The sequence below is a fragment of the Amycolatopsis sp. cmx-4-61 genome, assembly GCF_046548775.1.
Classification (GTDB): Bacteria; Actinomycetota; Actinomycetes; order Mycobacteriales; family Pseudonocardiaceae; genus Amycolatopsis.
Genome location: NZ_JAEBEI010000015.1, coordinates 81,861 through 107,160, shown reverse-complemented (window position 1 = coordinate 107,160; position 25,300 = coordinate 81,861). Strand labels below are relative to the sequence as shown.

At 73.1% G+C, this 25,300-nt stretch carries 16 protein-coding genes; 7 read left to right on the top strand and 9 right to left on the bottom strand.

Annotated features, from left to right (window positions below; all coding sequences use genetic code 11):
* Position 1: 1 nt before the first annotated feature.
* The 7 genes from ACLJOU_RS33360 to ACLJOU_RS33330 all read left to right on the top strand — a co-directional run bounded on the left by ACLJOU_RS33360 (position 2) and on the right by ACLJOU_RS33330 (position 15,086).
* On the top strand, positions 2-619 hold the full coding sequence (locus tag ACLJOU_RS33360) for a DUF2786 domain-containing protein (protein ID WP_410573150.1): 618 nt from the start codon (positions 2-4) through the stop codon (positions 617-619).
* Positions 616-1,833 (top strand): acyl-CoA dehydrogenase family protein, encoded by a 1,218-nt coding sequence (locus ACLJOU_RS33355; protein ID WP_410573148.1) that lies wholly within the window; start codon positions 616-618, stop codon positions 1,831-1,833. Before ACLJOU_RS33360 ends, ACLJOU_RS33355 begins: the two co-directional genes overlap by 4 nt.
* The gene (locus ACLJOU_RS33350; RefSeq protein WP_410573146.1) at positions 1,824-2,789 is read left to right on the top strand and encodes a pyridoxal-phosphate dependent enzyme; all 966 of its coding nucleotides are present in this window, start codon (positions 1,824-1,826) and stop codon (positions 2,787-2,789) included. The genes ACLJOU_RS33355 and ACLJOU_RS33350 overlap by 10 nt, the downstream gene beginning before the upstream one ends.
* On the top strand, positions 2,789-13,021 hold the full coding sequence (locus ACLJOU_RS33345; protein ID WP_410573144.1) for an amino acid adenylation domain-containing protein: 10,233 nt from the start codon (positions 2,789-2,791) through the stop codon (positions 13,019-13,021). Before ACLJOU_RS33350 ends, ACLJOU_RS33345 begins: the two co-directional genes overlap by 1 nt.
* The gene (locus tag ACLJOU_RS33340; protein ID WP_410573142.1) at positions 13,018-13,836 is read left to right on the top strand and encodes an ABC transporter permease; all 819 of its coding nucleotides are present in this window, start codon (positions 13,018-13,020) and stop codon (positions 13,834-13,836) included. The genes ACLJOU_RS33345 and ACLJOU_RS33340 overlap by 4 nt, the downstream gene beginning before the upstream one ends.
* A gap of 81 nt (positions 13,837-13,917) precedes the next feature.
* Positions 13,918-14,121: an MbtH family protein gene (locus ACLJOU_RS33335; protein WP_410573140.1), complete on the top strand. Its 204-nt coding sequence runs from the start codon at positions 13,918-13,920 to the stop codon at positions 14,119-14,121.
* Positions 14,121-15,086, top strand: a complete 966-nt coding sequence (locus ACLJOU_RS33330; protein ID WP_410573138.1) for an ATP-binding cassette domain-containing protein — start codon at positions 14,121-14,123, stop codon at positions 15,084-15,086. Before ACLJOU_RS33335 ends, ACLJOU_RS33330 begins: the two co-directional genes overlap by 1 nt.
* A gap of 77 nt (positions 15,087-15,163) precedes the next feature.
* Here the strand turns inward: ACLJOU_RS33330 and ACLJOU_RS33325 are convergent, their stop codons facing one another.
* The 9 genes from ACLJOU_RS33325 to ACLJOU_RS33285 form a co-directional block, all read right to left on the bottom strand.
* A complete protein-coding gene (locus ACLJOU_RS33325; RefSeq protein ID WP_410573136.1) occupies positions 15,164-16,468 on the bottom strand; it encodes an MMPL family transporter in 1,305 nt (434 codons plus the stop codon).
* 143 nt (positions 16,469-16,611) lie between these two features.
* Positions 16,612-17,586, bottom strand: coding sequence for a 2,3-diaminopropionate biosynthesis protein SbnA (sbnA, locus tag ACLJOU_RS33320; protein WP_410573134.1), 975 nt, complete (start codon positions 17,584-17,586; stop codon positions 16,612-16,614).
* 13 nt (positions 17,587-17,599) lie between these two features.
* Positions 17,600-18,637: a 2,3-diaminopropionate biosynthesis protein SbnB gene (gene sbnB, locus ACLJOU_RS33315; RefSeq protein WP_410573132.1), complete on the bottom strand. Its 1,038-nt coding sequence runs from the start codon at positions 18,635-18,637 to the stop codon at positions 17,600-17,602.
* Between the two features lie 120 nt (positions 18,638-18,757).
* Positions 18,758-20,140: a hypothetical protein gene (locus tag ACLJOU_RS33310; RefSeq protein ID WP_410573130.1), complete on the bottom strand. Its 1,383-nt coding sequence runs from the start codon at positions 20,138-20,140 to the stop codon at positions 18,758-18,760.
* 14 nt (positions 20,141-20,154) lie between these two features.
* The gene (gene fabG, locus ACLJOU_RS33305) at positions 20,155-20,895 is read right to left on the bottom strand and encodes a 3-oxoacyl-ACP reductase FabG (protein ID WP_410573128.1); all 741 of its coding nucleotides are present in this window, start codon (positions 20,893-20,895) and stop codon (positions 20,155-20,157) included.
* Entirely contained in the window at positions 20,892-22,001 is a 1,110-nt protein-coding gene (locus ACLJOU_RS33300) for a beta-ketoacyl synthase N-terminal-like domain-containing protein (RefSeq protein ID WP_410573126.1), read from the bottom strand. The genes fabG and ACLJOU_RS33300 overlap by 4 nt, the downstream gene beginning before the upstream one ends.
* The gene (locus tag ACLJOU_RS33295) at positions 21,998-23,248 is read right to left on the bottom strand and encodes a beta-ketoacyl-[acyl-carrier-protein] synthase family protein (protein WP_410573124.1); all 1,251 of its coding nucleotides are present in this window, start codon (positions 23,246-23,248) and stop codon (positions 21,998-22,000) included. The genes ACLJOU_RS33300 and ACLJOU_RS33295 overlap by 4 nt, the downstream gene beginning before the upstream one ends.
* Before the next feature lie 9 nt (positions 23,249-23,257).
* Positions 23,258-23,509 (bottom strand): acyl carrier protein, encoded by a 252-nt coding sequence (locus tag ACLJOU_RS33290; protein WP_410573122.1) that lies wholly within the window; start codon positions 23,507-23,509, stop codon positions 23,258-23,260.
* A gap of 287 nt (positions 23,510-23,796) precedes the next feature.
* Positions 23,797-24,555 carry an AfsR/SARP family transcriptional regulator gene (locus ACLJOU_RS33285; protein ID WP_410573120.1) on the bottom strand — a complete coding sequence of 253 codons (759 nt, stop codon included), beginning with the start codon at positions 24,553-24,555 and terminating at the stop codon, positions 23,797-23,799.
* Between the last annotated feature and the right edge of the window lie 745 nt (positions 24,556-25,300).

Below are 25,300 nucleotides of genomic sequence, written 5' to 3'. Positions count from 1 at the left end.
GATGACCACGATCTCGCCGCCGCTCACGGCGACCTGGCTGCGGTGCCACGACACCGCCCGCGCGGAGGGGCTGGCCCCGGCGCTGGCGGTGCTGCACGCGGCCCTGCCGGCGGGCGCGTCCGGGGCCGGGGCCGGCGGCGTCGCGGTCCGGCCGGCCGGACCGGCGGACGGCGACGTGCTCGTGGTCCGGACGGCGCAGCTGCCGGGCGGTCCCGTCGTGCTGGTGCGGACCGGCCGGCCCGCCGGCCACCCCGACCCGGTCCTGGCGACCGGGGCGGTGTGGCTGCGGCTGGGCCTGTCCGGCGCCCTGCTCGACTCGGGCCTGGCCTACCTCGGCGGGCGGCGCAGCGGCGACACGACCCTGCTGCGCCGTCAGCTGGTCCAGGGCGCCGTCGCCGAGGCGCTGACCGGGCAGCTGGAGGTGCGGGCGTTCCTGACCGCGCACGAAGCCGGCCCGCCGCCGGCGGCCCTGGCCTACCTGCACCGGCGGCTGACCGAAACCGACCGCGTCCTGCTGCGCCTGCTGGGCGCCGCGGGGTTCACGCGCGGCGGCGCCGGTGAGGTCGCCGACGTCTCCGAGCTGCTCGCCGGCGCCTACACCCCGGAGGCCGTGGCGTGACCGCGACCGTCCTGGACGACCGGCTGGTGACGCTGCGGGACGCGGCCCGGCAGTGGGGTGCGGAGTTCCGCACCGCGGGCGCCGGGCTCGACACCGCCCCCGACGCCGTCGGCGCGCACCTGGACCTGGCCGGCGTCCGCTGCCTCGCCTCCATGCTCGTCCCGGCGGAGTTCGGGGGCGCGGGCCTGCGCCTGGGCGCCCACCGCTTCCACGGCATGACGGCGATCGAGCGGGCGGTGGTGCTCGAAGAACTGGCCCGCGGCGACGCCGGCCTGATGCTCGCCAGCCCGGGTGCGTCGATGTCGGGCGTGCTCGTCGACGTCCTGGCCGACCGGGAGCAGAAGGAGTGGTTCTACGGACGGCTCCTCGAGCGTCCGACGTGGACGTTCTTCGCCCTCACCGAACCGGACCGGGGTTCCGACGCCACCGCGCTGGAGACGGCGCTGTCGGCGGCGCCCGACGGCGGGCACCGCCTCGACGGCCGCAAGAAGTACGTCGGCAACGCCGCCCGCGCCGCACTCGGGGTGGTGTTCGCCCGCACCGCGCCGGGCCCGCTCGGCGTGACCGCGGTGCTGGTGGACACGGCGGACCCGGGGTTCCACGCCGAGCCGCTCGAGTCGCTGGGGCTGCGCGCGGCGCGGATCTGCGAGCTGACGCTCGACGGCGTCGCCGTGCCCGCCGAGCGCGTGCTCGGCCGGGACCGCTCGCCCGCCCGGCGGGGCATGTGGGCGTGCGTGCAGACCTTCAACCGGCTGCGGCCGGGCGTCGCCGCGATCGCCCTCGGCATCGCCGCGGCCGCCCACGACTACGTGGTCGCCGAAGGCGGCCCGCTCGACCGCGCCGGCCGGGACCGGCTCGAGGAGCTGGGCCGGCGCATCGAAGGGGTCCGACACCTCGTGCACCTGTCCGCGATCGAGGTCGACGCCGACGGCTCCCGCGGGCACCTCGCCTCGGCGGCCAAGGCCGAAGCGTGCCGGCTGGCGGAGGAGGCCACGCTCGAAGCGTGCGGCTTCTTCGGGCCGCGGGCCCGCTGGGACCACCCGGCGCTGGACAAGCTCGTCCGGGACGCGCGCGGCGTCGAATTCATGGAAGGCGCCGGCAACATCCAGAAGCTCACCGTCTTCCAGGGGCTGCTCGCGGGCAAGGTCGGCCGCGGCGAGCCGTTCCCCGCGCACGCCGGGAAATCGTCGTCCGGAGGTGCGTCGTGCGGGTGATCACCAGGCCGGAGGAGTTCGACGTCACGGACCTCTACGTCGACCTCCACCACGTCGTCGGCCGCCGGGTCCTGATGAAGTGCGAAGGCTTCAACTTCGCGCGCTCCAGCAAGCTCAAGCCCGCGCTGGAAATGGTGACGCTGGCCGAGCGCGCGGGTGTGCTGCGCCCGGGCTCGACCATCGTCGAGACGTCGTCGGGCAACCTCGGCGTGGCGCTGAGCCTGGTCGCGGCCAGCCGCGGGTACCGGTTCGTCTGCGTGACCGACCCGCGCAGCACCCTGCTGACCCGCCAGCTGATGCAGAACCTCGGCACCGAGGTGCTCGTCGCCCCGGACCCGGCCGCGGGCCTGCGGCTCGTCCGCCGCCTGTGCGCGGAGAACGCCGGCTACACCTGGCTGGACCAGTACGTCAACGCGGGCAACTGGATGGCCCACTTCCGCTCGACCGGCCCGGACATCCTGCGCACGGTGCCGGACCTGGACGTGCTGTTCGTCGGGGTCGGCTCGGCGGGCACCCTCACCGGGTGCGCCCGGTACCTGCGCCAGGTCCGGCCGCAGGTGCGGATCGTGGCCGTCGAGTGCGTCGGCCCCGGGCCGCGCGCGGCCCGGCGCAGCACGGCCGTGCGCAGCAGTGTCCGGTTCCCGGTCATCGACATGTCCCTCGTGGACGATCTGGTCCGCGTCGACGAGGCGGCCGCGATCCGCGCGTGCCGGCGGCTGGCGCTGAGCGGCTTCCTGCTCGGGGGCGGCTCCGGCATGGTGCTGGCGGGTGCGCTCGGCTGGCTGGCGGAGAACGACGCGGCCACGGCGGTGGTGATCTCGCCCGACCTCGGTGACCGCTACCTGGACACGATCTACCAGGACCAGTGGGTGAAGGACAACTACGGCCCCGAAGCGCTGCTCGCCGGCGCCGAACACGAATCCCCGTACGCCAAAACACTCTTCGAGGTGCCCTGATGACCGCGGTCGACGCGTTCCTGCCCCTGTCCACCGCACAGACCGACGTCTGGTACGACGAGCAGCTGTCCGGTGGCGGCCTCGCCTACGCGATGGCGGACTACCTGGACATCACCGGCCCGCTGGACGTCGAGGTGTTCGGCGCGGCCCTGCGCGCGCTCGCCGACGAAGCCGAGTGCTTCCGCGCCCGGTTCGTCGAGGTCGAGGGCGAACCGCGGCAGCTGATCGAGCCGCTGACCGAACTCCCGATCCAGTACCCGGACGTGACCGCCGAGGCCGACCCGGAGGCCGCCGCGCTCGACTGGATGCACGAAGACATGCGGCACCCGTTCTCGCTCGAGGACTTCCCGCTGTTCCGCGGCGCGCTGATCAAGGTCGGCGCGCAGCGCCACTTCTGGTACCTCACCACGCACCACCTCATCGGCGACGGCTTCAGCGCGGCGATCTGCCACCGCCGGCTGGGCGAGCTCTACAACGCCCTGCTGAAGGGGGAAGACCCGGGCCGCAGCGCGCTGCCGCCGTTCCGGCTGCTGCTCGACGCCGACCTCGCCTACCAGGATTCCCCGCACCGGTTGCGGGACAAGGCGTTCTGGAGCCGGCACTTCGACACGACCCCCGACCTGGTCAGCCTGTCGGGCAAGGAGCCGGCCCCGGCCCGCGGGTTCCTGCGGCGCACGATGACCCTGCCCCCGGAGACGGCGAAGGCCGTGCGCGAGGCGGCCGCGGCCGCGAAGGTCACGCTGCCGACGTTCTTCATCGCCGCGATGGCGGCCTACACGCAACGGCTTTCGGGCATCAAGGACCTGCTGCTGACCGTCCCGGTCGCGGCGCGCGCGGGCGTGCGCTCGCGGGCGACCCCGGGCATGGTCGCGAACTACCTGCCGCTGCGGATGGTCGTCGAGCCGCAGACGACGATCGCCGAGCTGCTGGCCCAGGCTTCCCGGGAGCTTGCCGCGACCCTGAAGCACCAGCGCTACCACGTCAACCAGATCCGCCGGGACATCGGCGTGCGCAGCGACGAGCGCCGCCCGTTCGGCGGCCCGTTCGTCAACGTGCTCCCGCCGGAGCCCGGCCTGCGGCTCGGCGAGTGCCACACGCGCGTGATGAACCTGTCGACCGGGATCACCAACGACCTTTCGCTGACCGTCCTGGACGTCACCGAAGACATCATCGAAATCCACCTGAACGGCAACCCCGACCTCTACGACGCCGAGGGCGTCACCGCGCACCTCGAGCGGCTCGCCGGGTTCGTCGGCCGTCTCGCCGAAGCCGGGTCCGCGGCGGTGCTGGGAGCGATCGACGTCGTCTCGGCGGACGAACTCGGCGAGCTGCTGGCGTCCGGGATCGGTGCCGCCGGGGAGGTGGGGGCCGATGTCGTGACGCGCGTGTGCGACATCGCGCGGGCCACGCCGGAGGCGCCGGCGGTGGCCGACGGCGGCGACTGGCTGTCCTACGGGTCGCTGGTCGGCCGCGCGAGCGCGCTGTCCCGCCGGCTCCCGTCCCGTGGTCTGGTGGGCGTGCTGGCCGAGCCGGGGGTCGGTTTCGTGGCGGCCGTGCTCGGCGTGCTGTGGTCGGGCGCCGCCTACGTGCCGCTGGACGCCGGGATGCCGGTGGCCCGCTTGGCCGGGCTGCTCGCCGATTCGGGCGCGGACGCCGTGGTGGTGGGCGCCGGGTTCGAGGAGCTGGCGGCCGAAGTCGTGGCGGCCGCCGGCGGCGGTGCCGAGGTCGTCGCGCTGGACGACGCCGAAGATGTGGACTGGGCGCCGATCTCGCGTGAGGACGCGGGTCTGGACCTGGGTTACGTGATCTTCACGTCCGGTTCGACAGGCCGCCCGAAGGGCGCGATGGTGCACCGCCGGGGGATGGTGAACCACCTGCTGGCGAAGGTGGAGGACCTCGGGCTGGCGGCGTCGGATGTGGTGGTGCAGAACGCGCCGGTGACGTTCGACGTGTCGGTGTGGCAGATGCTGGCGCCGCTGCTGGTCGGCGGCCGGGTCCGGGTTGTTCCCCGCGCGGTCGCCGCCGACCCGGACGCGTTGTTCGGCCTGATCCAGGCCGAGGGCGTTTCGGTGCTGGAGGTCGTGCCGTCGTTGCTGCGGGCGGCGCTGGACTCGTGGGACCTGGCCGGGCGGTCCGTCGACGTCTCGGGGCTGCGCTGGCTCGTGGTGACCGGGGAGGCGCTGCCGCCCGACCTGTGTGCGCGGTGGTCCGCGCGGTACCCGGACGTGCCCTTGGTGAACGCCTACGGGCCGACGGAGTGCTCGGACGATGTGACGCACGCGGTGATCCGGTCCGCCGTCGACGTCGTCCCGATCGGTCGTGCGGTGCGGAATTCCCGGCTGTACGTGCTGGGTGACGAGCTGCGTCCGGTGCCCGCGGGTGCGGTCGGCGAGCTGTTCGTCGGCGGCCTGGTGGTCGGCCGGGGTTACGTGGGTGATCCGGCGCGGACGGCGGCGGTGTTCGTCGCGGATCCGTTCGGCGAACCCGGAAAGCGCATGTACCGCACCGGCGACCGCGTCCGGCTGCGCGAAGACGGTCAGCTGGAGTTCGTGGAGCGCCGCGACTTCCAGGTCAAGATCCGCGGCCACCGCATCGAACTCGGCGAGATCGAAAGCGTCCTGCGGTCCGTGCCCGGCGTGCTGGACGCCGTCGTGCGCGTGCTGACCGACGCCGACGGCGGCAAGCGGCTCGCCGGCTACCTCATCGGCGTCGACGGCGAAGCGCCGATCGACGCCGGTGCCGTGCGCAGCACCGCCCAGCAGCTGCTCCCGGACTACATGGTGCCCTCGGCGCTGGTCGTGCTGGACGAGCTGCCCCTGACCGAGCACGGCAAGGTCGACCGCGAGGCGCTGCCCGCCCCGGACTTCCGCGCCGAGGTCGTCGGCCGCCGTCCCCGCAACACCGTCGAGACCGTCGTCTGCGACATCCTCGCCGAAGTGCTTTCGGTGCCGCGTGTGTACATCGACGACAACTTCTTCGCCCTCGGCGGCGACAGCATCAGCGCGATCCAGGTGGCCGGGCGAGCCCGCACGGCGGGCATCGAGCTCACCCCGCGCGACATCCTCGAGCGCCGGACGCCGGCCGCCATCGCCGAGCAGGTCGCCGTCCGCGAGCCGGGTTCCGGGGTCGTCGCCGTGACCGACGGCCCGCTGGTCGAACTGACCGAAGACGAGCTGCGGGAGCTCGCGCCCGACGGCGGCCGCATCGAAGACGCCCTGCCGCTGTCCGCGCTGCAACAGGGCCTGTTGTTCCACTCCGAGTTCGACCCGGACGGCGTGGACGTCTACACCGTGCAGGCCACCGCGAACCTCGCCGGCCCGCTCGACGTCGAGGCGCTGCGGCAGGCGTGTGCCGCGCTGCTGCGCCGGTACGCGACCCTGCGCGCCTACTTCCGGCACCGCCGCGGCGGCGACGCCGTGCAGCTGATCGCGGCCGAGGTCGGGCTGCCCTGGACCGAGCTCGACCTCTCCACGCTGCCCGAAGCCGACCGCGAGGAACGCCTGACCCGGCTGGCGGCCGAGGACCGGGAGCGCCGGTTCGACCTCGCGCACCCGCCGCTGGTGCGGTTCACCCTGATCAAGGTCGCGGCCGGCCGCTACCGCTTCCTGTGGACGGCCCACCACATCGCCACCGACGGCTGGTCGGTGCCGATCCTCATCCGCGAGCTGGCCACGCTGTACACCGAAGGCCCGGCGGCGGCGTTGCCGGAAGTGGCCCCGTTCCGCAACTACCTCGCCTGGCTCGGCCGCCAGAACGAGCAGGAGGCCCGCCAGGCGTGGCGCGAAGTCCTCGAGGGCCTCACCGAGCCGACGAAGGTGGCGCCCGAGGTCGACGGCCACCTGACGGCGGTGCCGGAGTCGGCCGAGGTCGTGCTGACGCGTGAGGAGACCGCCGAACTGGTGGCGTGGGCCCGCGGCCACGAGCTCACCCTCAACACCGTCGTGCAGGCCTGCTGGGCGATCCTGGTCGGCCGGCTCACCGGCCGCCGGGACGTCGTGTTCGGGTCGGTGACCTCCGGGCGCCCGGCCGAGCTGCCGGGTGTGGAAACCATGGTCGGCATGTTCATCAACACCGTGCCGGTCCGGGTCGGTCTCGACCCGGCGCGCACCCTCGACGAGCTGCTGGTGTCCCTGCGCGACCAGCAGGCGCGGATGTCGGCCTACCAGCACGTCGGCCTGGCCGAGGTGCAGAACGACGTGCCCGGGCTGGCCGGCACCGGCGAGCTGTTCGACACCGCCATCGTCTTCGAGAACGTGCCCGCCGACGGCCGGGAGACCGAGGTCGTCCTGGGCGGCGACGTGCGGGTGGTCGACGCCGTCACGGAGGACTCCCGGCACTACCCGCTGAGCCTGGTCGTGAACCCGGGCGGCGAGCTGGCCTTCCGCTTCGACTACGCGCCCGAGGCGTTCGACGCCGGGCGCATCGGCCGGCTCACCGGCATGTTCCGGCACCTGCTCGACACCGCCATCGCCGATTCTTCGGTGCGGCTCGGCGCGATCGACGTCGTGCCGGCCGCGGAACTGGAGCGGGGGGCCGGGGCCACCGGCCCGGTCGGGGCCGATGTCGTCGCGCGGGTCTGCGAGTTCGCGCTGGCCACGCCGGACGCACCCGCGGTGGCCGATGGTGGCGCGTGGGTTTCGTATGGGTCACTGGCCGGCCGGGCGAGTGCGTTGTCCCGTCGGCTCGGTGGTGGCGTGGTCGGGATCCTGGCCGACCCCGGAGTCGGTTTCGTGACGGCCGTGCTGGGCGTGCTGTGGTCCGGGGCGGCGTACGTGCCCTTGGACCCGACGCTGCCGGTGGCCCGGCTGGCCGGGTTGCTGGCGGACTCGGGCGCCGCGTCCGTGGCCGTCGGCGCGGGCTTCGAGGACCTGGCGGCCGAGATCGCCGGCGGCAACACCGCAATCGTGGTCCTGGACGACGCCGAAGACGAGGAGTGGGCCCCGGTTTCCGGAGGCGACGCCGGTCTGGACCTCGCGTACGTGATCTTCACGTCGGGTTCCACGGGGCGCCCGAAGGGCGCGATGGTGCACCGCCGGGGGATGGTGAACCACCTGCTGGCGAAGGTGGAGGACCTCGGGCTGGCGGCGTCGGATGTGGTGGTGCAGAACGCGCCGGTGACGTTCGACGTTTCGGTGTGGCAGATGCTCGCCCCGCTGCTGGTCGGCGGCCGGGTCCGGGTGGTGCCGCGGGCGGTCGCGGCGGATCCGGACGCGTTGTTCGGCCTGATCCGGGCCGAGGGCGTTTCGGTGCTGGAGGTCGTGCCGTCGTTGCTGCGGGCGGCCCTGGATTCCTGGGACCTGGCCGAGCAGCCGGATGTCTCGGGGCTGCGGTGGCTCGTGGTGACCGGCGAAGCGCTGCCACCGGATCTGTGTGCGCGGTGGTTCGCGCGCTTCCCGGACGTGCCGCTGGTGAACGCCTACGGGCCGACGGAGTGCTCGGACGATGTGACGCACGCGGTGATCCGCTCCGGCGTCGACGTCGTCCCGATCGGCCACGCGGTGCGGAATTCCCGGCTGTACGTGCTGGGTGACGAACTGCGCCCGGTGCCCGCGGGCTCGATCGGCGAGCTGTTCGTCGGCGGCCTGGTGGTCGGCCGCGGTTACGTGGGCGACCCGGTCAAGACGGCGGCGGTGTTCGTGGCCGACCCGTTCGGCGAGCCGGGCACGCGGATGTACCGCACGGGTGACCGGGTGCGGATGCGCCCGGACGGTCAGCTGGAGTTCGTGGAGCGCCGCGACTTCCAGGTCAAGATCCGCGGGCACCGCATCGAACTCGGGGAGATCGAAGCCTGCCTCGCCGCGCACCCCTCGGCCGGCGAAGCGGTCGTGACGGTGCACGGCACGGGCAACGACCGGCGGCTCGTCGCCTACGTCACCGGAACCGCCACCGCCGAGGAACTGCGCGAGCACGTGACCGAGCAGCTGCCCGCGTACATGGTCCCGGGCGCGTACCTCGTCCTCGACCGCTTCCCGCTGACCGCGCACGGCAAGATCGACCGCAAGGCGCTGCCCGCACCCGAACAGCCCACCGGCCCCGGCGCCCGCGGCCCGCGCACCCCGGTCGAAGCGACGCTGTGCGAGATCTGGGCCGACGTGCTCGGCGTCGGAGAAGTCGGGATCGACGACGACTTCTTCGTCATCGGCGGGCATTCCCTGCTGGCCAACTCGGTCGTGAGCCGCGTGCGGTCCGCGTTGGCCGCCGAACTGTCCATTCGCGACCTCTTCGAGGCGCGGACGGTCAGCCGGCTTGCCGGCCGGCTCGTCTCCGCGGGCCAGGCGGCCGCCGGCTTCCGCAAGCTCGACCGGCCGGACCGGATCCCGCTCTCGCACGCGCAGACCCGGATGTGGTTCCTCAACCGGCTCGAAAGCGCCGGGTACACCATCCCGCTGGCCGTCCGGCTCGGCGGCGACCTCGACCCGGCGGCACTGGCGGCGGCGCTCGGCGACGTCGTCGAGCGGCACGAAATCCTGCGCACGGTCTTCCCGGACGTCGACGGGGTGCCGTACCAGCGGGTGCTCCTGCCCGCCGCGGAGTCACCGCTCGCCACCGCGACGGTCGCCGAGGACGCGCTCACCGCCGTCCTGGCGGCCGAGGCGAGCCGCGCGTTCGACCTCGCCACCGACCGGCCGCTGCGCGCGACCCTGTACCAGGTCGGTGACGAGCACGTCCTGCTGCTCGTCCTGCACCACATCGCGGGTGACGCCTGGTCGGTGGACGTCCTGGCGCGCGACCTGGCCACCGCGTACGACGCCCGGGTGCGGGGAGCCGAGCCCGGCTGGGCACCACTGGCCGCCCAGTACGCCGACTACGCGGTCTGGCAGCGGGAGCTGCTCGACGACCGGCAGGCGGCGGACCGGCAGTGGGAGTACTGGCGCGACGCGCTCGACGGCCTGCCCGAGGAGCTGCGGCTGCCGGCGGACCGGCCCCGCCGGGGCGCGACCGCCTTCCGCGGCGGCTCGGTGGACTTCGCGGTGCCGCCGGCCGTCCACCGGGCACTGACCGCGCTGGCCCGCCGGTCCGGTGCCAGCGTGTTCATGGTGGTCCAGGCGGCGGTGGCCGCGCTGCTCACCAAGCACGGCGCGGGCACGGACATCCCGCTGGGCAGCCTCGTCGCGGGGCGCTCGGACGAGGTGACCAACGGCCTCGTCGGGTTCTTCGTGAACACGCTGGTGCTGCGCACCGACACCGGCCGCAACCCGACGTTCGCCGAGCTGGTCGACCGGGTGCGGGACACCGACCTGGAGGCGTACGCGCACCAGGACCTGCCGTTCGAGCTGCTGCTCGAGATGGCCCGGCCCGCGCGGTCGCTGTCGCGTCAGCCGCTGTTCCAGGTGATGCTGTCCTACTACGAGGTCCCGGACCCGCGGTTCTCGATCGGCGGGCTGCGGGTGCGCCCGGAGGTCCTGCCGGCGACGGGCGCGAAGTTCAAGTTCGACCTGACGTTCCAGTTCGGCGAGCGGCCGGGCGAGGGCGGGCTGGAAGGCAGCATCGAGTACTGCGCGGACCTGTTCACCCCGGAGACGGCGGAACTGCTCGCCGCCCGCCTGAACCGGCTGCTGTCGCTGGTCGCGGCGGACCCGGAGCGGCCGCTGAGCGGGATCGAGCTGAGCCCGGCGGAGCCCGCCCCGGCGGTCACGGTGGAGCCGGCGGAGCTGCCGACGCTGCGGAACACCCGCGGCCCGGCGCTGAGCTGGGACGGCGGCCGGCTCAGCCACGCCCAGCTGCGCCGCCGCGTGACGACGGAGGCCCGCAGGCTGACGGCGAGCGGCGTGGGTCCGGAGTGGACGGTGACGGTCGCCGCGCCGTCACCGGCGGACCGCGTGGTCCACGTCCTCGCGGCCCTCGAAGCAGGAGCGGCGTACCGCCTGGCCGACCCGGCCGAGGAACCGGGCGTGGTGCTGGAGGTCGTCCCCCCAGCGGCTTCCGGCGGTGTGGCCGGTGCCGCGCCGGTGACCTCCGGGGCCAAGGGCGGTGGCTCGGTGAGCGATCTCGCCGCTTCCGGCAAGGGCAGTTTGCCCGGTGCTGCGCCGGTGGCCCCTGCGGCCGAGCGCGGCCGCTCGGCGGCTTCGGGCGAGTCCGAGCTCGCCGGCGGCATCCCGGTGGCCCGCGTGCCCGAGCACGACCGCTCGGCCGGCGCTGAGGCCGAGGTGCCCGGCGAAGCCGGACTCGCGGGCACCCCGCCGATCGCCCCCGGACACGTGGCGGCCCACCTGCCCGACGGCACGGTCCTCACCCGTCGCGCGCTCGCCGAGTCCGTCGCCGCCCTGCGGGAGTCCGTTCCGGGCGGCACCCGGGTCATCGTTCCCGACCTGCCCGACGCCATCCCCGTCGTGCTCGCCGCCTTGGCCGCGGGTGGCTCCGTGCACCTCGCCGGAACCGAGACCGGGACCGGAACGGGGGTGGCCGCCCTCGCGCAGCTGCTCGAAGGCGAACCGCCCACCGTCCTGTTCGCCACCGGGCACCAGGTGCGGGCGCTCGCGGCCCGGCACGAAGCCGCCCTGGCCGGCGTTCGCCTCGTCGTCGCCGGGGAGCCGCTCGCCGCTCCGCTGACCGAGCGGCTCCAGCGGGCCGGCGCGGAAGTCCACACCCACCACCGCGGCCGCACCGGCCGCGCGGAACCCGGCTGCCTGCCCGACTCCGCCGGCGCCGCCCGGGCCTACGTGCTCGACGAGACGCTCCGGCCCGTCCCGCCGGGCGGGCACGGCGAACTCTGGCTCGCCGGCCCGGCCCTCGCCCGCGGCTACGCCGGACAGCCCGGCCGCACCGCCACGCGGTTCGTCGCGGACCCGTTCGTCCCCGGCGCCCGGATGTACCGCACCGGAGAGGTCGTCCGCCACCGGCTCGACGGCCGCCTGGAACCGGTGACCGGGACCGTGCGGGCGCGCGGGTTCGACGTCCGGCCGGTCGAGGTCGAGACCGCGCTGCTGCGCCACCCCGGTGTCGCGGCGGCCGAAGTCGTGGTCCGGGACGACCGGATCGTCGCCTACGTCGTGCCCCGCGGCGCCACCGACGGCCTGCGCGAGCACCTGGCGCAGGAGCTGCCGGACTTCGCGGTGCCGTCCGCGATCGTCGAGCTCACCGCCATCCCGCTCACCGCGGCGGGCGAGCTCGACCTGGCGCAACTGCCCGCCCCGACGACGAAAGCGGACCACCGGACCCCCGCCGAGGAGGTCCTGCGGCTGGCGTTCGCCGAGGCGCTCGGACTGCCCGAGGTCGAGGTCGACGCTGACTTCTTCGCACTGGGCGGCAACAGCCTGCTCTCGGTGCGGCTGGTCGCGCTGGCCCGCAACGCCGGGCTGCGGTTCACCGTGGCCGACGTCCTGACGCACGGGACCGTCGAACGCCTGGCCGCGCTGGCCGGCACCGGCGGGGACGGCGGCGATGGGGACGGCGGCGACGACGACGGCGACGGCGGGGACGTGCTCGACCCGTTCGCCCCGGTGCTGCCGATCCGGCCGGACGGCGACCGCGAGCCGCTGTTCTGCGTGCACGCCGGGCTCGGGCTGAGCCTGCCCTACCTCGGGCTCGTCCAGCACCTCGATCCCGGCCGCCCGATGTACGGGCTGCAGTCGCCGAACATCGGCGGTGACGGCGAACTGCCGGTCAGCGTCGAGGACGTCGCCGAGGAGTACGCCGCCCGGATCCGCGCGATCCAGCCGGCGGGGCCGTACCACCTGCTCGGCTGGTCGTTCGGCGGCCTGCTGGCGCACGAGATCGCCGTGCAGCTGCAGGAGGCGGGCGAGCGCGTGGAAACGCTGTGCGTGCTGGACAGCTTCCCGGTCGACGCGGCGGACCGCACCCCGCCGACCCGGCACGAACTGCTCGTCAGCTTCCTCGAGCACCTCGGCCACGACGCCGGCGAGTTCACCGGTGCGGACCTCGGCCCCGCGGCGGTCATCGACGTCCTGCGCCGCGGCGGGTCGCGGCTGGCCGGGATCGGCGAGGCGCGCATGGCCCGCGTGCTCGACGTGATGAGCAACAACGGCGAGCTCGCCCTCCGGTACGAACCCGCCCGGTTCTCGGGCCGCCTGCGGCTGTTCCTGGCGGCCGACGGGCTTTCCGAAGCCGACCTCGCCGAGCGGCCCGGCCGCTGGGCACCGCACGTCGACGGCGTGATCGAGACGCACCGCGTCGACTGCGGGCACGAATTCATGATGCACCCCCAAGCCCAGGCCGCCATCGGCCGGATCGTCGCCGCCGCACTGGACGGCTCTTCCGAGGAGGACGAATGACTGTGATTGCCCCGGCGGAACGCCGCCGGTCCGCGCTGGGCGACGGCGTGGCCGAGGTGCTGGCGCTCGCCGGGCGCCGGCTCACCCACCTGCGCAACGTGCCGGGCCGCCTGCTGGCGGTCACGCTGAACCCGCTGATCACCATGCTGGCGATCGGGTACGTGTTCAAGGACGCGGTGATCGTGCCGGGCAGCGGCAGCTACCCGGAGTTCCTGTTCCCCGCCGCGCTGATGCAGGTCGGCCTGGCCGGCATCGCGCCGACCGCCATCGCCGTGGCGACCGACCTCAACGGCGGCCTGACCGACCGGTTCCGCTCGCTGCCCATCGTCCGGCCCGCCGTCCTCATCGGGCACTCGCTCGGCGACTTCGTGGTCGGCCTGATCGCCCTGGCCATCACCGTGGCGTCCGGGCTGCTCGTCGGGGGCCGGGTGCACACCGGGTTCCTGCCGCTGCTCGGCGGGCTCGCCCTGCTCGTCGTGTTCCTCTACGCGATGATCTGGGTCGGCATCCTGCTCGGCCTGTCGCTGCGCAACCCCGAAGCGATCGACGGCATCGGCGCGGTCGCGACGCTCGGGCTTTCCTTCCTCTCCAACGCCTTCATGTCGACCGACCGCCTGCCGGTGTGGCTGCGGCCGGTCGCGGAGTGGAACCCGGTCAGCTCGGTGACCACCGCGGTCCGCCGCCTGTGGGGCACGCCGGTCGACGAGACCGGGTTCCCCGCGCAGCACCCCGGCGTCGTCGTGGCGATCACCCTCGTCGTCACGCTGGTTCTGGCCGGGGGACTGAGCTTCCGCAAGTACCGCACCATCGCCTAGCGGGTCAGGTGGCGGTCAGCGGACCGTCAGCCGGTCCGAACACCATGACAGCAAGCCAGCCGACACAGACGGAGATGTGAAGTGACGAGTCCATTCGACGACGAGAACGGCCGGTTCCTCGTCCTGGTCAACGCCGAGGAAGAACGCAGCATCTGGCCGGTGTTCGCCGCGGTGCCACCGGGGTGGGAGGTCTCGCTGGGGGAGAGTTCCCGCGCGGACGCGGTCGCCCACGTCGAGGCCACCTGGCCGGACCTGCGCCCGAAGAGCCTGCAGGACGCCGGCTGATGGCGAGCGACGCGCTCGACCGCGAAGCGGCCATCGAAGTCACCGGGCTGCGCAAGGGATTCGGCGACCACCAGGCACTGGCGGGCATCGACCTGCGGGTGCCCGCGGGCTCGGTGCTGGGGCTGCTCGGCCCCAACGGCGCCGGCAAGACCACCACCGTCCGGGTGCTCGCCACCCTGTTGCGCCCGGACGGCGGCACCGCCCGGGTGGCCGGGTTCGACGTGGCCACGCAGGCGAAGGAGGTGCAGCGCCGGATCGGCCTGGTCGGCCAGTACGCCGCGGTCGACGAACTGCTCACCGGACGGCAGAACCTCCAGCTGCTCGGCACCCTGCTGCACCTGGGACGGCGCGGGGCCCGGGAGCGGGCCACCGAGCTGCTCGAGCGCTTCGACCTGACCGCGGCCGCCGACCGCGCGGTCGGCACTTATTCGGGCGGCATGCGGCGGCGGCTCGACCTGGCCACCTGCCTGATCGGCCGCCCGTCGGTGCTGTTCCTCGACGAGCCGACCACCGGCCTCGACCCGGCCAGCCGCAGCACGCTGTGGGGCATCGTGCGGGGCCTGGTCGAGGAAGGCGTCACGGTCCTGCTCACCACGCAGTACCTCGAAGAGGCCGACTACCTCGCCGACCACATCGTGGTGATCGACCACGGCCGCGTGATCGCCGAAGGCACCGCCGACGAGCTCAAGCGCAAGATCGGTGCGGAGCGGCTCGAAGTCGCCGTCGCCGACCCCAAGTGGCTCGACCCCGCGGTGTCCGCGCTGTCCCGGGTGCCGGGCTCGTCGGTGACCGTCGACGAACGCAAGCGCAGCATCGCGGTCGAACTCCCCGACACGGCCGGCGGCATCGCGGCCGCGGCCGCCGCCCTGCGCGACGCCGGAGTGGAGTACACCGACTTCGCGCTGCGCCGCCCGACGCTGGACGAGGTGTTCCTCGACCTGACCGGACGTCCGCCCGTCAGTTGACCGGCCGCCACCAGCTCCGTCCGTCCACTCGGGACGGCGAGCTGGTGTGCAGCAGCAGGAACCGGACGTCCACCCGGTCACTTGACCGGCCGCCACCAGTTCGCCCGTCCGCCCAGGACGGCGAGCCGGGGCAGCAGGAGGAACCGGACGATCGCCGTGTCGACGACGAGGACCACCGCGGTCGCCAGGGCGAACTCCCGGACGTCGCCGTGTTCGGTCAGTCCCCAGACCAGCCACATCACCACCGTCACCAGCAGCGCGCCGCCGGATGCCGACCAGGCCCGGCGGCACGCGTGTGCCACCGTGTTGCGCCGGGACATCCCGGCCAGTGTCTCGCTCCGCAGCCGGTGCAGCAGGTAGACCTGCAGGTGGTTCGCCGGCACGAGCAGCGCGACCACGAGCACCATGGGCGCCCAGCCGGGCAGCGGATCGACGAGCAGCGCCAGCAGCCCCAGCCCGGCGAGCACGGCGACGGCGTTCAGCACGAACGTCGCCAGCGCCACCACCGGACGCCGGTAGGCGACGAGCGTGGCCAGGCCGAGGACGATCAGCATCGTCGTCACCCCGCAGACGTCCAGGTCGGCGGCCAGGGGACGGCAGCCCGCGCACATGGGGGAGAACACCCGCAGCGCCCCGTAACCGGCGGCGGCGGCGAGGGAGAGCACCCCGGCCGCGATCGCGGCCGGCCGCACGAACCGGGGCAGGTCGCCGACCGTCAACCGCGAGGGCGGCTGCGGCGGCAGTTCCTTCGGCGAGGCGAGCACGCGCTCGGTGAGGGCGGGCAGCAGGCTCAGCGCCGCGACGGTCGCCACCACCACCGCCACCAGCGCCGCGGTGGCCAGCGGCATCAGCTCCGCGGTGCCGGCGACCGCCACCGCGGCCAGTGACGCGGCCACGCCGCCGCCGGAGACGAGGGCCGCGTGGCCCGCCGTGCTCGCGACGATCCGCACCGTCCGCGCCGCGTCGTTCCCGCCCGCCAGCGCTTCCCGCCGCCGGCAGAAGGCGAACAGCAGGTGCTGGACCGAAACCGGGATGACGACCAGCAGGGCCGCGTCGCCGGTGCGCGGCGACATCGTGACGGACCCGGAAACCGTGTCCAGCACCGCCGCCGTCGCCACCGTGACCACGCTGATGAACACCGCGGACACGAGCAGCAGCAGCCGGGAGAAGGGCACGCTCAGCAGCACCGCGATGGGCGCGGCGACCACCGGCCACCAGTTCGCCGCCACGTCCGGGTCGGCGAGCGAGCCACCGCCGAGCCGGGGCCCGCCGGCGAGCCCCGGCAGTTCGGCCAGGGCCAGCAGAACCAGCCAGAGGGTGATGACCGCGCTGGAGTGGCCGGCACTCCAGCAGGAGGCGCGGACGGCCGGTGAAGGCTTCACGATCGTCCCCTTCGACCCGATGGGCATGGCGGCGTTCGCGGTCTTTCCTATCCGCGCATGTGTTCGAGTCTAGTGAAGCGTGATCGTTCGTTCACGGGGTGTGAGTCCCGGATCCGCGGTGGTGCTAGGCCGTGTGTGGTGGATCACAGGACGCGGAGCCCGTCGTCCTCGAGCAGGTCCTCGCCGTAGAGGTCCGCCACCCACTGGTCGTGGTAGACGGTGTCGAGGTAGCGGTCACCGAGGTCGGGCGCGATCGCGACCGCCGGGCCGATCTCCTCGTGGGCGTGCGCGGCCAGCCAGCTCAGTGCTCCGCTCACCACGGTCCCGGTGGAACCGCCGAAGCAGAACCCCTCCCGCGTGAGGGCCCGGCAGGTGCGCACGGTGTCCGCTTCTTCGACGTGCAGGACGTCGTCGACGTAGGAGGCGTCGAGCATCGGCGGCCGGATCCCGGTGCCCAGCCCGGGGATCATCCGCCGGGCCGGCGGCGTGCCGAAGGTGACCGAGCCGACCGTGTCGATCGCGACCACCCGGGTGCCCGGCCGGTGCTCGCGCAGGTACCGGGCGACCCCCATCAGGGTGCCGGTGGTGCCCGCCCCGATGAACACGACGGCGGCGTCGGGAAACCCGCCGGCGATCTGCGGACCGGTCGTTTCGTAGTGGGCGCGCCAGTTCCCGGCGTTCTCGTACTGGTTGAGCCAGACGAACCCGCGTTCGGCGCACAACCGCCGCACGAGCTCGATGCGCGCACCCAGCAGGCCGTGCTCCGGGTGCGGTTCGGTGACGATGCGGACCTCCGCGCCCATCGTTTCCATCAGCTGCCGGGCGCCGAGGGTGCACCGCGAGTCGGTGACGCAGACGAAGTGGTAGCCGGAGCTCGCGGCGACGAGGCTGAGGGCCACGCCGAGGTTGCCGGACGAGCTCTCCACGAGCGTCGAGCCGGGCTTCAGATCGCCGCGGCGCTCGGCCGCGGCGACCATCGACCGGGCGGCCTTGATCTTGATGGACCCGGCGAAGTTGAAGCCCTCGCACTTGAGGTAGAGCGGGTGGCCGGCGAACCGGCGGAGGTCGACGAACAGGTCGTCGGTGTTGAAGTCCTGCGGGGCGCTGATTATCGGCACGCGAAGCTCCCGCTCACCGCTTGCCGTACCGGTCGAGTTCGAAGAAGAACTCGGGCACGGTCCGCAGGTCGCCTGCCGCGTGCAGCTGGTCGTAGACGTGCTTGCCGACGGCGAGGTCGAGCACGCCGAGCCCGAACGGCGAGAAGACCAGCGGCCGGTCCTTCGGTAGGGTGGCCGTCCCGGTCATGACGTCGTACAGGGTCCCGGACAGGAACTCGCGGTTCCCGGTCCGCTGCTCGGCCAGGTGCACCGACGTGTTGGCCTTCAGGCAGTGCTCGACGTCGTCGACGACGTTGGTCGAGGCGAGGATCACTTCCGGGGCCAGGTCGCGCAGGGAGACGTGCAGGACCAGCGGGTGGTGGTCGAACCACGCCGGGTCGTGGACGTGCGGCTCCCCGGCGACCGTGGCGAACACGACCAGGTCGCTGCCGCGAATCAGGTCCTCGGCGGACCCGTGCACGGTGACCGAAGACTGGCCGGCCGCGTTCAGGTAGCCGCGGAACCCCTCGGCGTGCGCGGTGCTGAGGTCGAACACGCCGACGTCGTCGAAGTCCCAGCCCCCGGCGGCCAGGTAGGTGTGGATGTACCGCGCGATGAGGCCGGTGCCGACGATGCCCAGCCGGGCGGGCCGGGCCCGGTCCCGGGTCAGCCAGTCGGCGGCCAGCGCGGCCGACGCGGCGGTCCGGGTGGCGCTGATGATGGAGCTTTCCAGGCAGGCCAGCGGGTAGCCGGTCCGCGGGTCGTTGAGCACGAGGATCGCCGACGCCCGCGGCAGCCCGCTCGCGACGTTCTCCGGGAAGCTCGAGATCCACTTGAGCCCGTCGACCGCGATGTCGCCGCCGACCGACGCCGGCAGGGCGATGATCCGCGAGGACGGCCGGTCCGGGAAGCGCAGGAAGTAGGACGGCGGGTTGACCGTGTCGCCCGCGCCGTGCAGGCGGTAGGCCGACTCGATGAGGTCGATGACGAGCTTTTCCTGCCCGCCGAGGACTTCGTGGACCTGCGCCCCGGAGATGACGGCGAACTCCGGGACGGACGTGCTGGTGCTCATGCTGGCAGCCTCCTGAGGCAGTCGGTGGGCCCAAGCGCCCCAAGGCGGCCTTCGGTGCGTCTGACGCACCGAAGGCCACATTGGGGCGCTTGGGGTGAGGACGGTCGGTGGGGCGGCGGTTCAGTCGGCGGCGAGGGTGGTGAGGCGCTCGGTGATCCGGTCGTCCAGCTCGTCGAGCGCTTCCGCGGACGGCCCGATGAGCACGCCGTAGAGGCGGCCGGCGAACGCTTCGCCCGCGGCGGCGACCCCGGCGCCCGCGTTGACCGTGGCGAAGTTGTTGACGAGCAGCCCGCTGCCGGACCCGGCGAACAGCAGGTCGCCGAGCGTCTCGCGCAATCGCGAGAAGGGCAGGGGAGCGGCGAGGCGCACCGGGTAGTGCCGGGCCATCGCGACGGCGCCCTCGGGCACGAACCGCTCCTGCAGCGGCACCTGGTAGGTGGACATGTTGTTGCGCGCGTTGATCTCCAGCACCGGGAAGATGCCGCCGTCCGGCTCGACCAGCGCGTCGACCCCGACCACACCGTAGTAGCCGTCCCGGGCCAGGCGGGCGCCGAGGACGTCCGCCGCGTGCCGGATCACCGCGTGCTGGGCTCCGTCGAGGCGCGGCGGCATCCGGTGTCCCTTGTGGACGCCGTTTTCGGTGATGGCCTCCTTGACGAAGTCGAACCGCACCGAGCCGTCCCGGCCCACGGTGAACTGGTAGTTCAGGTCGGCGCGCTTGTCGACCCAGGTCTCGGTGACCAGCGCGATCCGGTCGCGGCCCGCCTTTTCGGCGGTGCGTTCGATCATCCGCTGCAGGCGCAGCAGCCGCTGCTCGCTGGTGACGACGGCGATGCCCTTGCCCGAGACGCCGAACGCCTCCTTCACCACCACCGTGCCGCCCTCGGCGAGCACCTTGGCCGCCTCCGGCACGGCGTCGGCCAGCTGGGCGGGGGTGTCGCAGATCCAGCCGGGCGGCTGCCGCAGCCCGAGCTCGTCGGCCAGCTGCCGGCTGTAGACCTTGCTGTTGACGGCCTTGCAGAGCGCGGCGGGCGGCGTGGCCAGCGGCACGCCCGTGCGGGCCGCGAGCTCCTCCTCGACCGCCGAGGCGCCGTGGGGGAGCAGGTGTGCGCCGTCGGTGGCCAGTTCGGCCAGCGCGGCGACGAGCGCCGGATCGGCGAGCGCGTCCTGGGTGACGTTGCGCGCCGGGTCCGGCGCCGCGACGACGTGCACCTCCGGCAGCTCGAAGCCGAGGTCGAGCAGGTAGCGGTGGTAGTCCGGGTCGGGTGCGTGCTTCAGCACGACGTGGTCGCCCTTGCCGCCCAGCAGCAGCGCGAACTCGTCCATGCTGTTGACCACCGCCGTGCTGCCCGCCGCGGACACCCGCGGCAGGCCCAGCTCGTCGGCCGCCCACAGCTCTTCGACCTCGAAGTTGCCGAGGAAGACGAACGGGTGCTCGGCCGAGCCGAGCGCGGCCGTCTTGAGCCGCGCGATGAACCGCGGGCTCGTGGTATCGGAATCCACTGTGGATCTTCCCCTCAGACGACCAGGCCGCCGTCGATCTCGAATACGCTTCCGGTGATGTAGGCGGCGCGGTCGGACACCAGGTAGGACACCAGGTCGGCGACCTCCTCGGCGGTGCCGAACCGGCCCAGCGGGATGGCCGCGCGCAGCTTCTCGCGTGCCTTGTCCGTCATCTGCCCGGTCATGTCCGTCTCGATCAGGCCCGGCGCGACCGCGTTGACCCGGATCCCGAACCGGCCGATCTCCTTCGCGAGCGCCTTGGCGAAGCCGATGACACCGCTCTTGGACGCCGAATAGTTGACCTGCGTCGGGTTGCCGTGCACCCCGGACACCGAGGACAGCGTGACGACGCTGCCCCGGCGCTGCTTCAGCATGAGGAACACGGCCGGCTGGCAGACGTTGTAGACACCGTCGAGGTTGGTCCGCAGGACGTCGGTCCAGCGGTCCCCGGTCATCGTCACGAACGCGCCGTCGCGGGTGATGCCCGCCGACGTCACCACCGCGTCCGGGACGCCGAGGTCGGCGGCCGTGGCGGCCACCCAGTCGGCGGCCGCTTCGCGGTCGGTGACGTCGACCTTCGTCGCGACCGCCCGCCGTCCGAGGTCGTGCACCTCCTTGGCGAGCACGTCGGCGGACTGCTCGTCCGCGCGGTAGCAGAACGCGATGTCGTGACCGCTTTCGGCGAGGCGCAGCACGACCGCGCGGCCGATGCCGCGCGAGCCGCCGCTGACCAGCGCGACCTTGGGCGCGCTCATGCGACCGGCTCGCCGAGCCGCAGCAGCGTGCACGCCACCGAACCGTCGTCGTCGCAGGTGGTGACGACCGTGTGGTCGGCGCCGGCCCGCTCGGCGGACTCCGCGACGCTGAGGACGGCGGCGAGCTGGAACATCGCGCTCGCCGAAGCCGTGTCGCCGAGCAGGTCCGCCGACGGCACGCGGTCGACGGCCGCAGCACCGAACAGCTGCCGCAGCGCCGTGGTCTCGACCGCGTCGCCGTGGGAGTCGGTGAAGCCGCTGCCGGTCGCGGCCCACACCTGCTCGGGGGCCACGCCGGCCGAGCGGAGCAGCGCGCGCACCGCGACGGCGACCGTCCCGGCGAGGTCGCCGTCGAGGCACACCCGGGACTCGAAGCCCGCCAGGGTGCCCAGCACCCGGCGCCCGGGCGGCCGCAGGTCCGCCGGTTCGAGCAGGAACATGGCGCAGCCCTCGCCGATGACCACGGGGCCGTCCCCGCCGCGGCGGTGGTGCTCCACCCACGCGCGGGCGGGGGAGTACTCCTCGGCGGCGCCGCAGAGCACCCGGGTCGCCCGGCCGGTCCGCAGCAGCCGCCGCGCGTAGTTGAACGCGTGCGGGCCGGTGGTCCGGCCCGCCGCGATCGTCGCGTTCGGACCCTTGAGCCCGTGCCAGATCGCGGCCTGCCCGGCGGCGCAGTTCATCACGCAGCCGGGCACCGCGGCCGGTTCGACGTGGTCGGGCTTGTCGCCGGTGAGCGACGCGCGGGTCAGGTCCATCATGCTCTGCACGCTGCCGGTCGTGGTGCCGAGCACGAACCCGATGTCGTCGCGCTCGTCGCCCGGCTCGACGCCGATGTCGGCGAGCAGGTGCTTCGCCGCGACGACGGCCAGCCCGCTGACCCGGTTCATCGCCCGGGTGCCCTTCGTGCCGAGGAAGTCCCGCGGCTCGAAGCCGGGGACGGTGGCGGCCGTCCCGCCGGGCCCCGGTGCCCAGCGACCGGTGTCCACTGCGGACACCGGGGACGTGCGGGTGCGGACGCCGTCGGCGAAGGAGGCGCGGTCGTGGCCGAACGGCGAGATCGCCGTCCAGGCCGAGATGACCGGAGCGGCCGGGGGTGCGGTGGTCATGCGACCGCCTCCCGCGGACCGTCGTAGCGGCCGATCAGCACGACCGAGTTGTTGCCGCCGAAGGCCCAGCCGTTGTTCTGCACGATCCGCAGGTCCGCCTCGACCGCCACGTTGGGCACGCAGTCGACGGCGCACTCGGGGTCGGTCTCGACGTGGTTGATCGTCGGCGGGATGAACCCCTCGGTGATGGCGACCGAGCAGCCGATGGCGGCCAGCGCGCTCGCCGCGCCCATCGAGTGGCCGAGCATCGACTTCATCGACACCACGCGCGGGGTGTCGTCGCCGAAGAGCTCGCGGATCGCCGCCGCTTCGGTCTTGTCGTTGGCGTGGGTGCCGGTGCCGTGCGCGGAGATCAGGTCGACTTCGGCGGGCTTGACGCCGGCGTTCGCCAGGGCCAGTTCCATGCACCGGGCGATGCCGCCCTGGTGCGGGGCCACCGGGTGGTGGGCGTCGCAGGACAGGCCGTAGCCGAGGACCTCGCCGTAGATGCGGGCACCGCGGGCGGTCGCCGACTCCAGGCTCTCCAGCATCAGGATGCCGGCGCCCTCGCCGGTCAGGATGCCCAGCCGGTTCTTGTCGAACGGGCGGCAGTAGTCCGGCGCGATGCTGCGCAGCCGGTAGAAGGAGGTGAACGTCTTGCGGCACACGGCGTCCGCGCCACCGCACAACGCGAAGTCCGCTTCGCCGAGCCGGATCGCGTCGAAGGAGTGGCCGATGGCGTAGTTGCCCGCCGAGCAGGCCGTCGCGATGCTGCCGACCTCCACATTGGACAGCCGCAGCTCGTGGGCGATCGAGGTGGCGAGCCGTCCGGCCGACGTGCGCCGGGCCAGCCGCGGGCTCATCGCCTCGGGCCCGCCGGCGATGTCCAGCGACACCATGCTGTCCAGCTCGTGCGACTCGCCGTCGGTCGTGCCGACCGAGAGCAGGCAGCGTGCTTCGCGGAGCACGTCGAGGTCGATGCCGGAGTCCGCCACGGCCAGCCGGGCGGCGGCGGTGGAGAACCGGCTGGCGCGGCCGAGCGAGTCGATCTCGACGTTGTGGATCCAGCGTTCGGGCTCGAAGCCGATGACCTCACAGCCGTTGTTGTGCTCGAAGCCGGTCGTGTCGAAGACGCTGATGGGCCGGACGTTGCTGCGCCCGGCCCGCAGCGCCGCGGTGAATTCGTCGATGCCCGTGCCGAGGCTGGAGACCACCCCGCAGCCGGTGATCACCACCCGGCGTCCGGGCGCGGTGGAGTGCTCGCTCATCGGATTCCCCTACCAGCCGGCGGATTCCGCGACGACCTCGTAGGCGCTGTCCAGGTCGACCATCCGGCGGAACTGGGCCTGGTCGATCGTGACGCCGAACTGCTTTTCCAGTGCGGCGAGGACATCCATCAGCGTGAGCGAGTCGGCTTCGTGGTCCTCGATGAAGTTGCTCGTCTCGGACAGCTCGCTGTCCTCGAGCTCGAGGTGGTCGCGGACGATCGCGCGGATCTGTTCCCTGCGCTCGGACACTGCCGCTGTCATGACTACTCCTGGGTTTCGGGCGAACTTCGGCCTCGCCGGAAACTAGCCAGCGCAGATGACCGCACTCTGACCGACTGCTGACGAAGGCCGGCGTCGGCGAACCGTCAGCCGTCGGTCATCCGGGTGCGCCATGATCACGGCCGTCGATCACGGAAGGAGAGCGGATGAGCCCGGACAGTGCCGGTCAAGAACACCGGGCGGTGTTCGATGACAGCGAAATGACAGCAGGGACGGCCGGTGGTCGCGCCGTCCCTGCTGTGAAGTGGCTGTGGAGTGCAGCCGTGCCGTCAGTCGAGCATGCAGTCCTGGACCAGGATGGCCTGGTACAGCTGCCGCAGAGCGCGGCCCGGTGAGAGCCCGAGCTCACTGCCGAGCCACTTGCTGGTGTGGTGGAACACCGACAGCGCTTCGCTTTGCTGGCCGGTGCGGTAGAGAGCGAGCATCAGCAGTTCGCTGAGCCGCTCCCGGCCCGGGTTCTCGGTGGCCAGCAGCCGCAGTTCGTGCACGATCTCCTGGTGCTGCCCCACCGCCAGCCGCGCGGCGATGAGGTCCTCCTGCACGGTCAGCCGACGCTCGTTCAGGTGCGTGGCCGCGGCCCGGCAGCGCACCCCGTCCTGCACGTCCATCAGCGCCGGCCCCCGCCACTGCACCAGGGCCTCCCGCAGGATCCCGGTGGCTTCGTGCGGTGCCGAGGTGACCAGGGACGTGCCGCGCCGCGCGAGTTCGAGGAACCGGTGCGAGTCGATCGCTTCGGCGGGCACCTCCAGCTGGTAGCCGCTGTAGGTGGTCCGGACGATCTCCTCCCCGCTCGCGTCGGTGATCGGCTTGAAGAGCCGCCGCAGCCGTGCGATGTTCGCCTGCAGCGCGTTGCGGGAGTTGGCGAGCGACCGCGGGCCCCACAGCTCGTCCGCCAGCTGCTCGTAGGACACCGGACGGCCGGGCGACAGAGCCATCATCGCCAGCAGGGTCCGCACTTTCTTCGCGCGTATCGAGTAAATTCTCCCGTTGGATCTTATTTCCATGGCGCCCAGCAGTTCGATTTGCACTTCGATCTACCCCCAGATTCGGGCAGCCCGATACTCATCGGCCGGACCACCCGAAGATGTATTTTGCGCAAGATAGTGGCAGAGGGTCGGTGGCTTAGGTACCTCCGTTCGGACCAGTGAAACGCCGAACTCGTCAGTAGTATCACCTGGTGGACAGTTCGGATCGGGATGTATTCGGACACCGCAGGGGATGGTGGTGTTAGCACCACCATTAATGGTGGTGACAGCACTCCGACAGTCGCCGGTGATATTCACTGGTAGGGTCGCCGCGGGCCGCTGGGGGCGGCCGCATCCACCCGGGTGCTTGCACGGTCGGCAAGGGGGTCACTACACCGCGAAAGCCGCGCTGACGCTGCGGTCGCCCGCGTCCGGGCCGGCGGTCCGGAGCTTCGCGGGACGCCCTCCCGCCGGCCCGGCGGCGGGGTTGCCGGGCAGGCCGCTTGTGGGTGGCGGGGTACTGCGGGCAATAGCGGTCCGGGGGGTCGTTCCGGCTTTCTCTTCCGTCGATAAATTGGCGCCGCGGCGGGCCCGGTTTGCGTTCCCCCGGCTTTGTCGGCCGCCTTTTGTGTCGTTGCGCTACGGCGTACCCGGGTTTCGAAACAAGTCCGACCGGAAGGGGTCGCTGCGGCCGTCCAGGCGGAAGGCGTAACCCGGCTTCGGGTACCACTCCGATTCGGCCCGGGTGGACGGCCGGTCGGTTTCGAGGACGCAGGACGTGATCACTGGGTGCGACAGTTGATCACTC

Coding starts and splice junctions, on each gene's coding strand:
- ACLJOU_RS33360 (WP_410573150.1), top strand. CDS start 2: ATGACCACGATCTCGCCGCCGCTCACGGCGACCTGGCTGCGGTGCCAC.
- ACLJOU_RS33290 (WP_410573122.1), bottom strand. CDS start 23,509: ATGACAGCGGCAGTGTCCGAGCGCAGGGAACAGATCCGCGCGATCGTC.
- ACLJOU_RS33300 (WP_410573126.1), bottom strand. CDS start 22,001: ATGACCACCGCACCCCCGGCCGCTCCGGTCATCTCGGCCTGGACGGCG.
- sbnB (WP_410573132.1), bottom strand. CDS start 18,637: ATGAGCACCAGCACGTCCGTCCCGGAGTTCGCCGTCATCTCCGGGGCG.
- ACLJOU_RS33295 (WP_410573124.1), bottom strand. CDS start 23,248: ATGAGCGAGCACTCCACCGCGCCCGGACGCCGGGTGGTGATCACCGGC.
- ACLJOU_RS33345 (WP_410573144.1), top strand. CDS start 2,789: ATGACCGCGGTCGACGCGTTCCTGCCCCTGTCCACCGCACAGACCGAC.
- ACLJOU_RS33340 (WP_410573142.1), top strand. CDS start 13,018: ATGACTGTGATTGCCCCGGCGGAACGCCGCCGGTCCGCGCTGGGCGAC.
- fabG (WP_410573128.1), bottom strand. CDS start 20,895: ATGAGCGCGCCCAAGGTCGCGCTGGTCAGCGGCGGCTCGCGCGGCATC.
- ACLJOU_RS33330 (WP_410573138.1), top strand. CDS start 14,121: ATGGCGAGCGACGCGCTCGACCGCGAAGCGGCCATCGAAGTCACCGGG.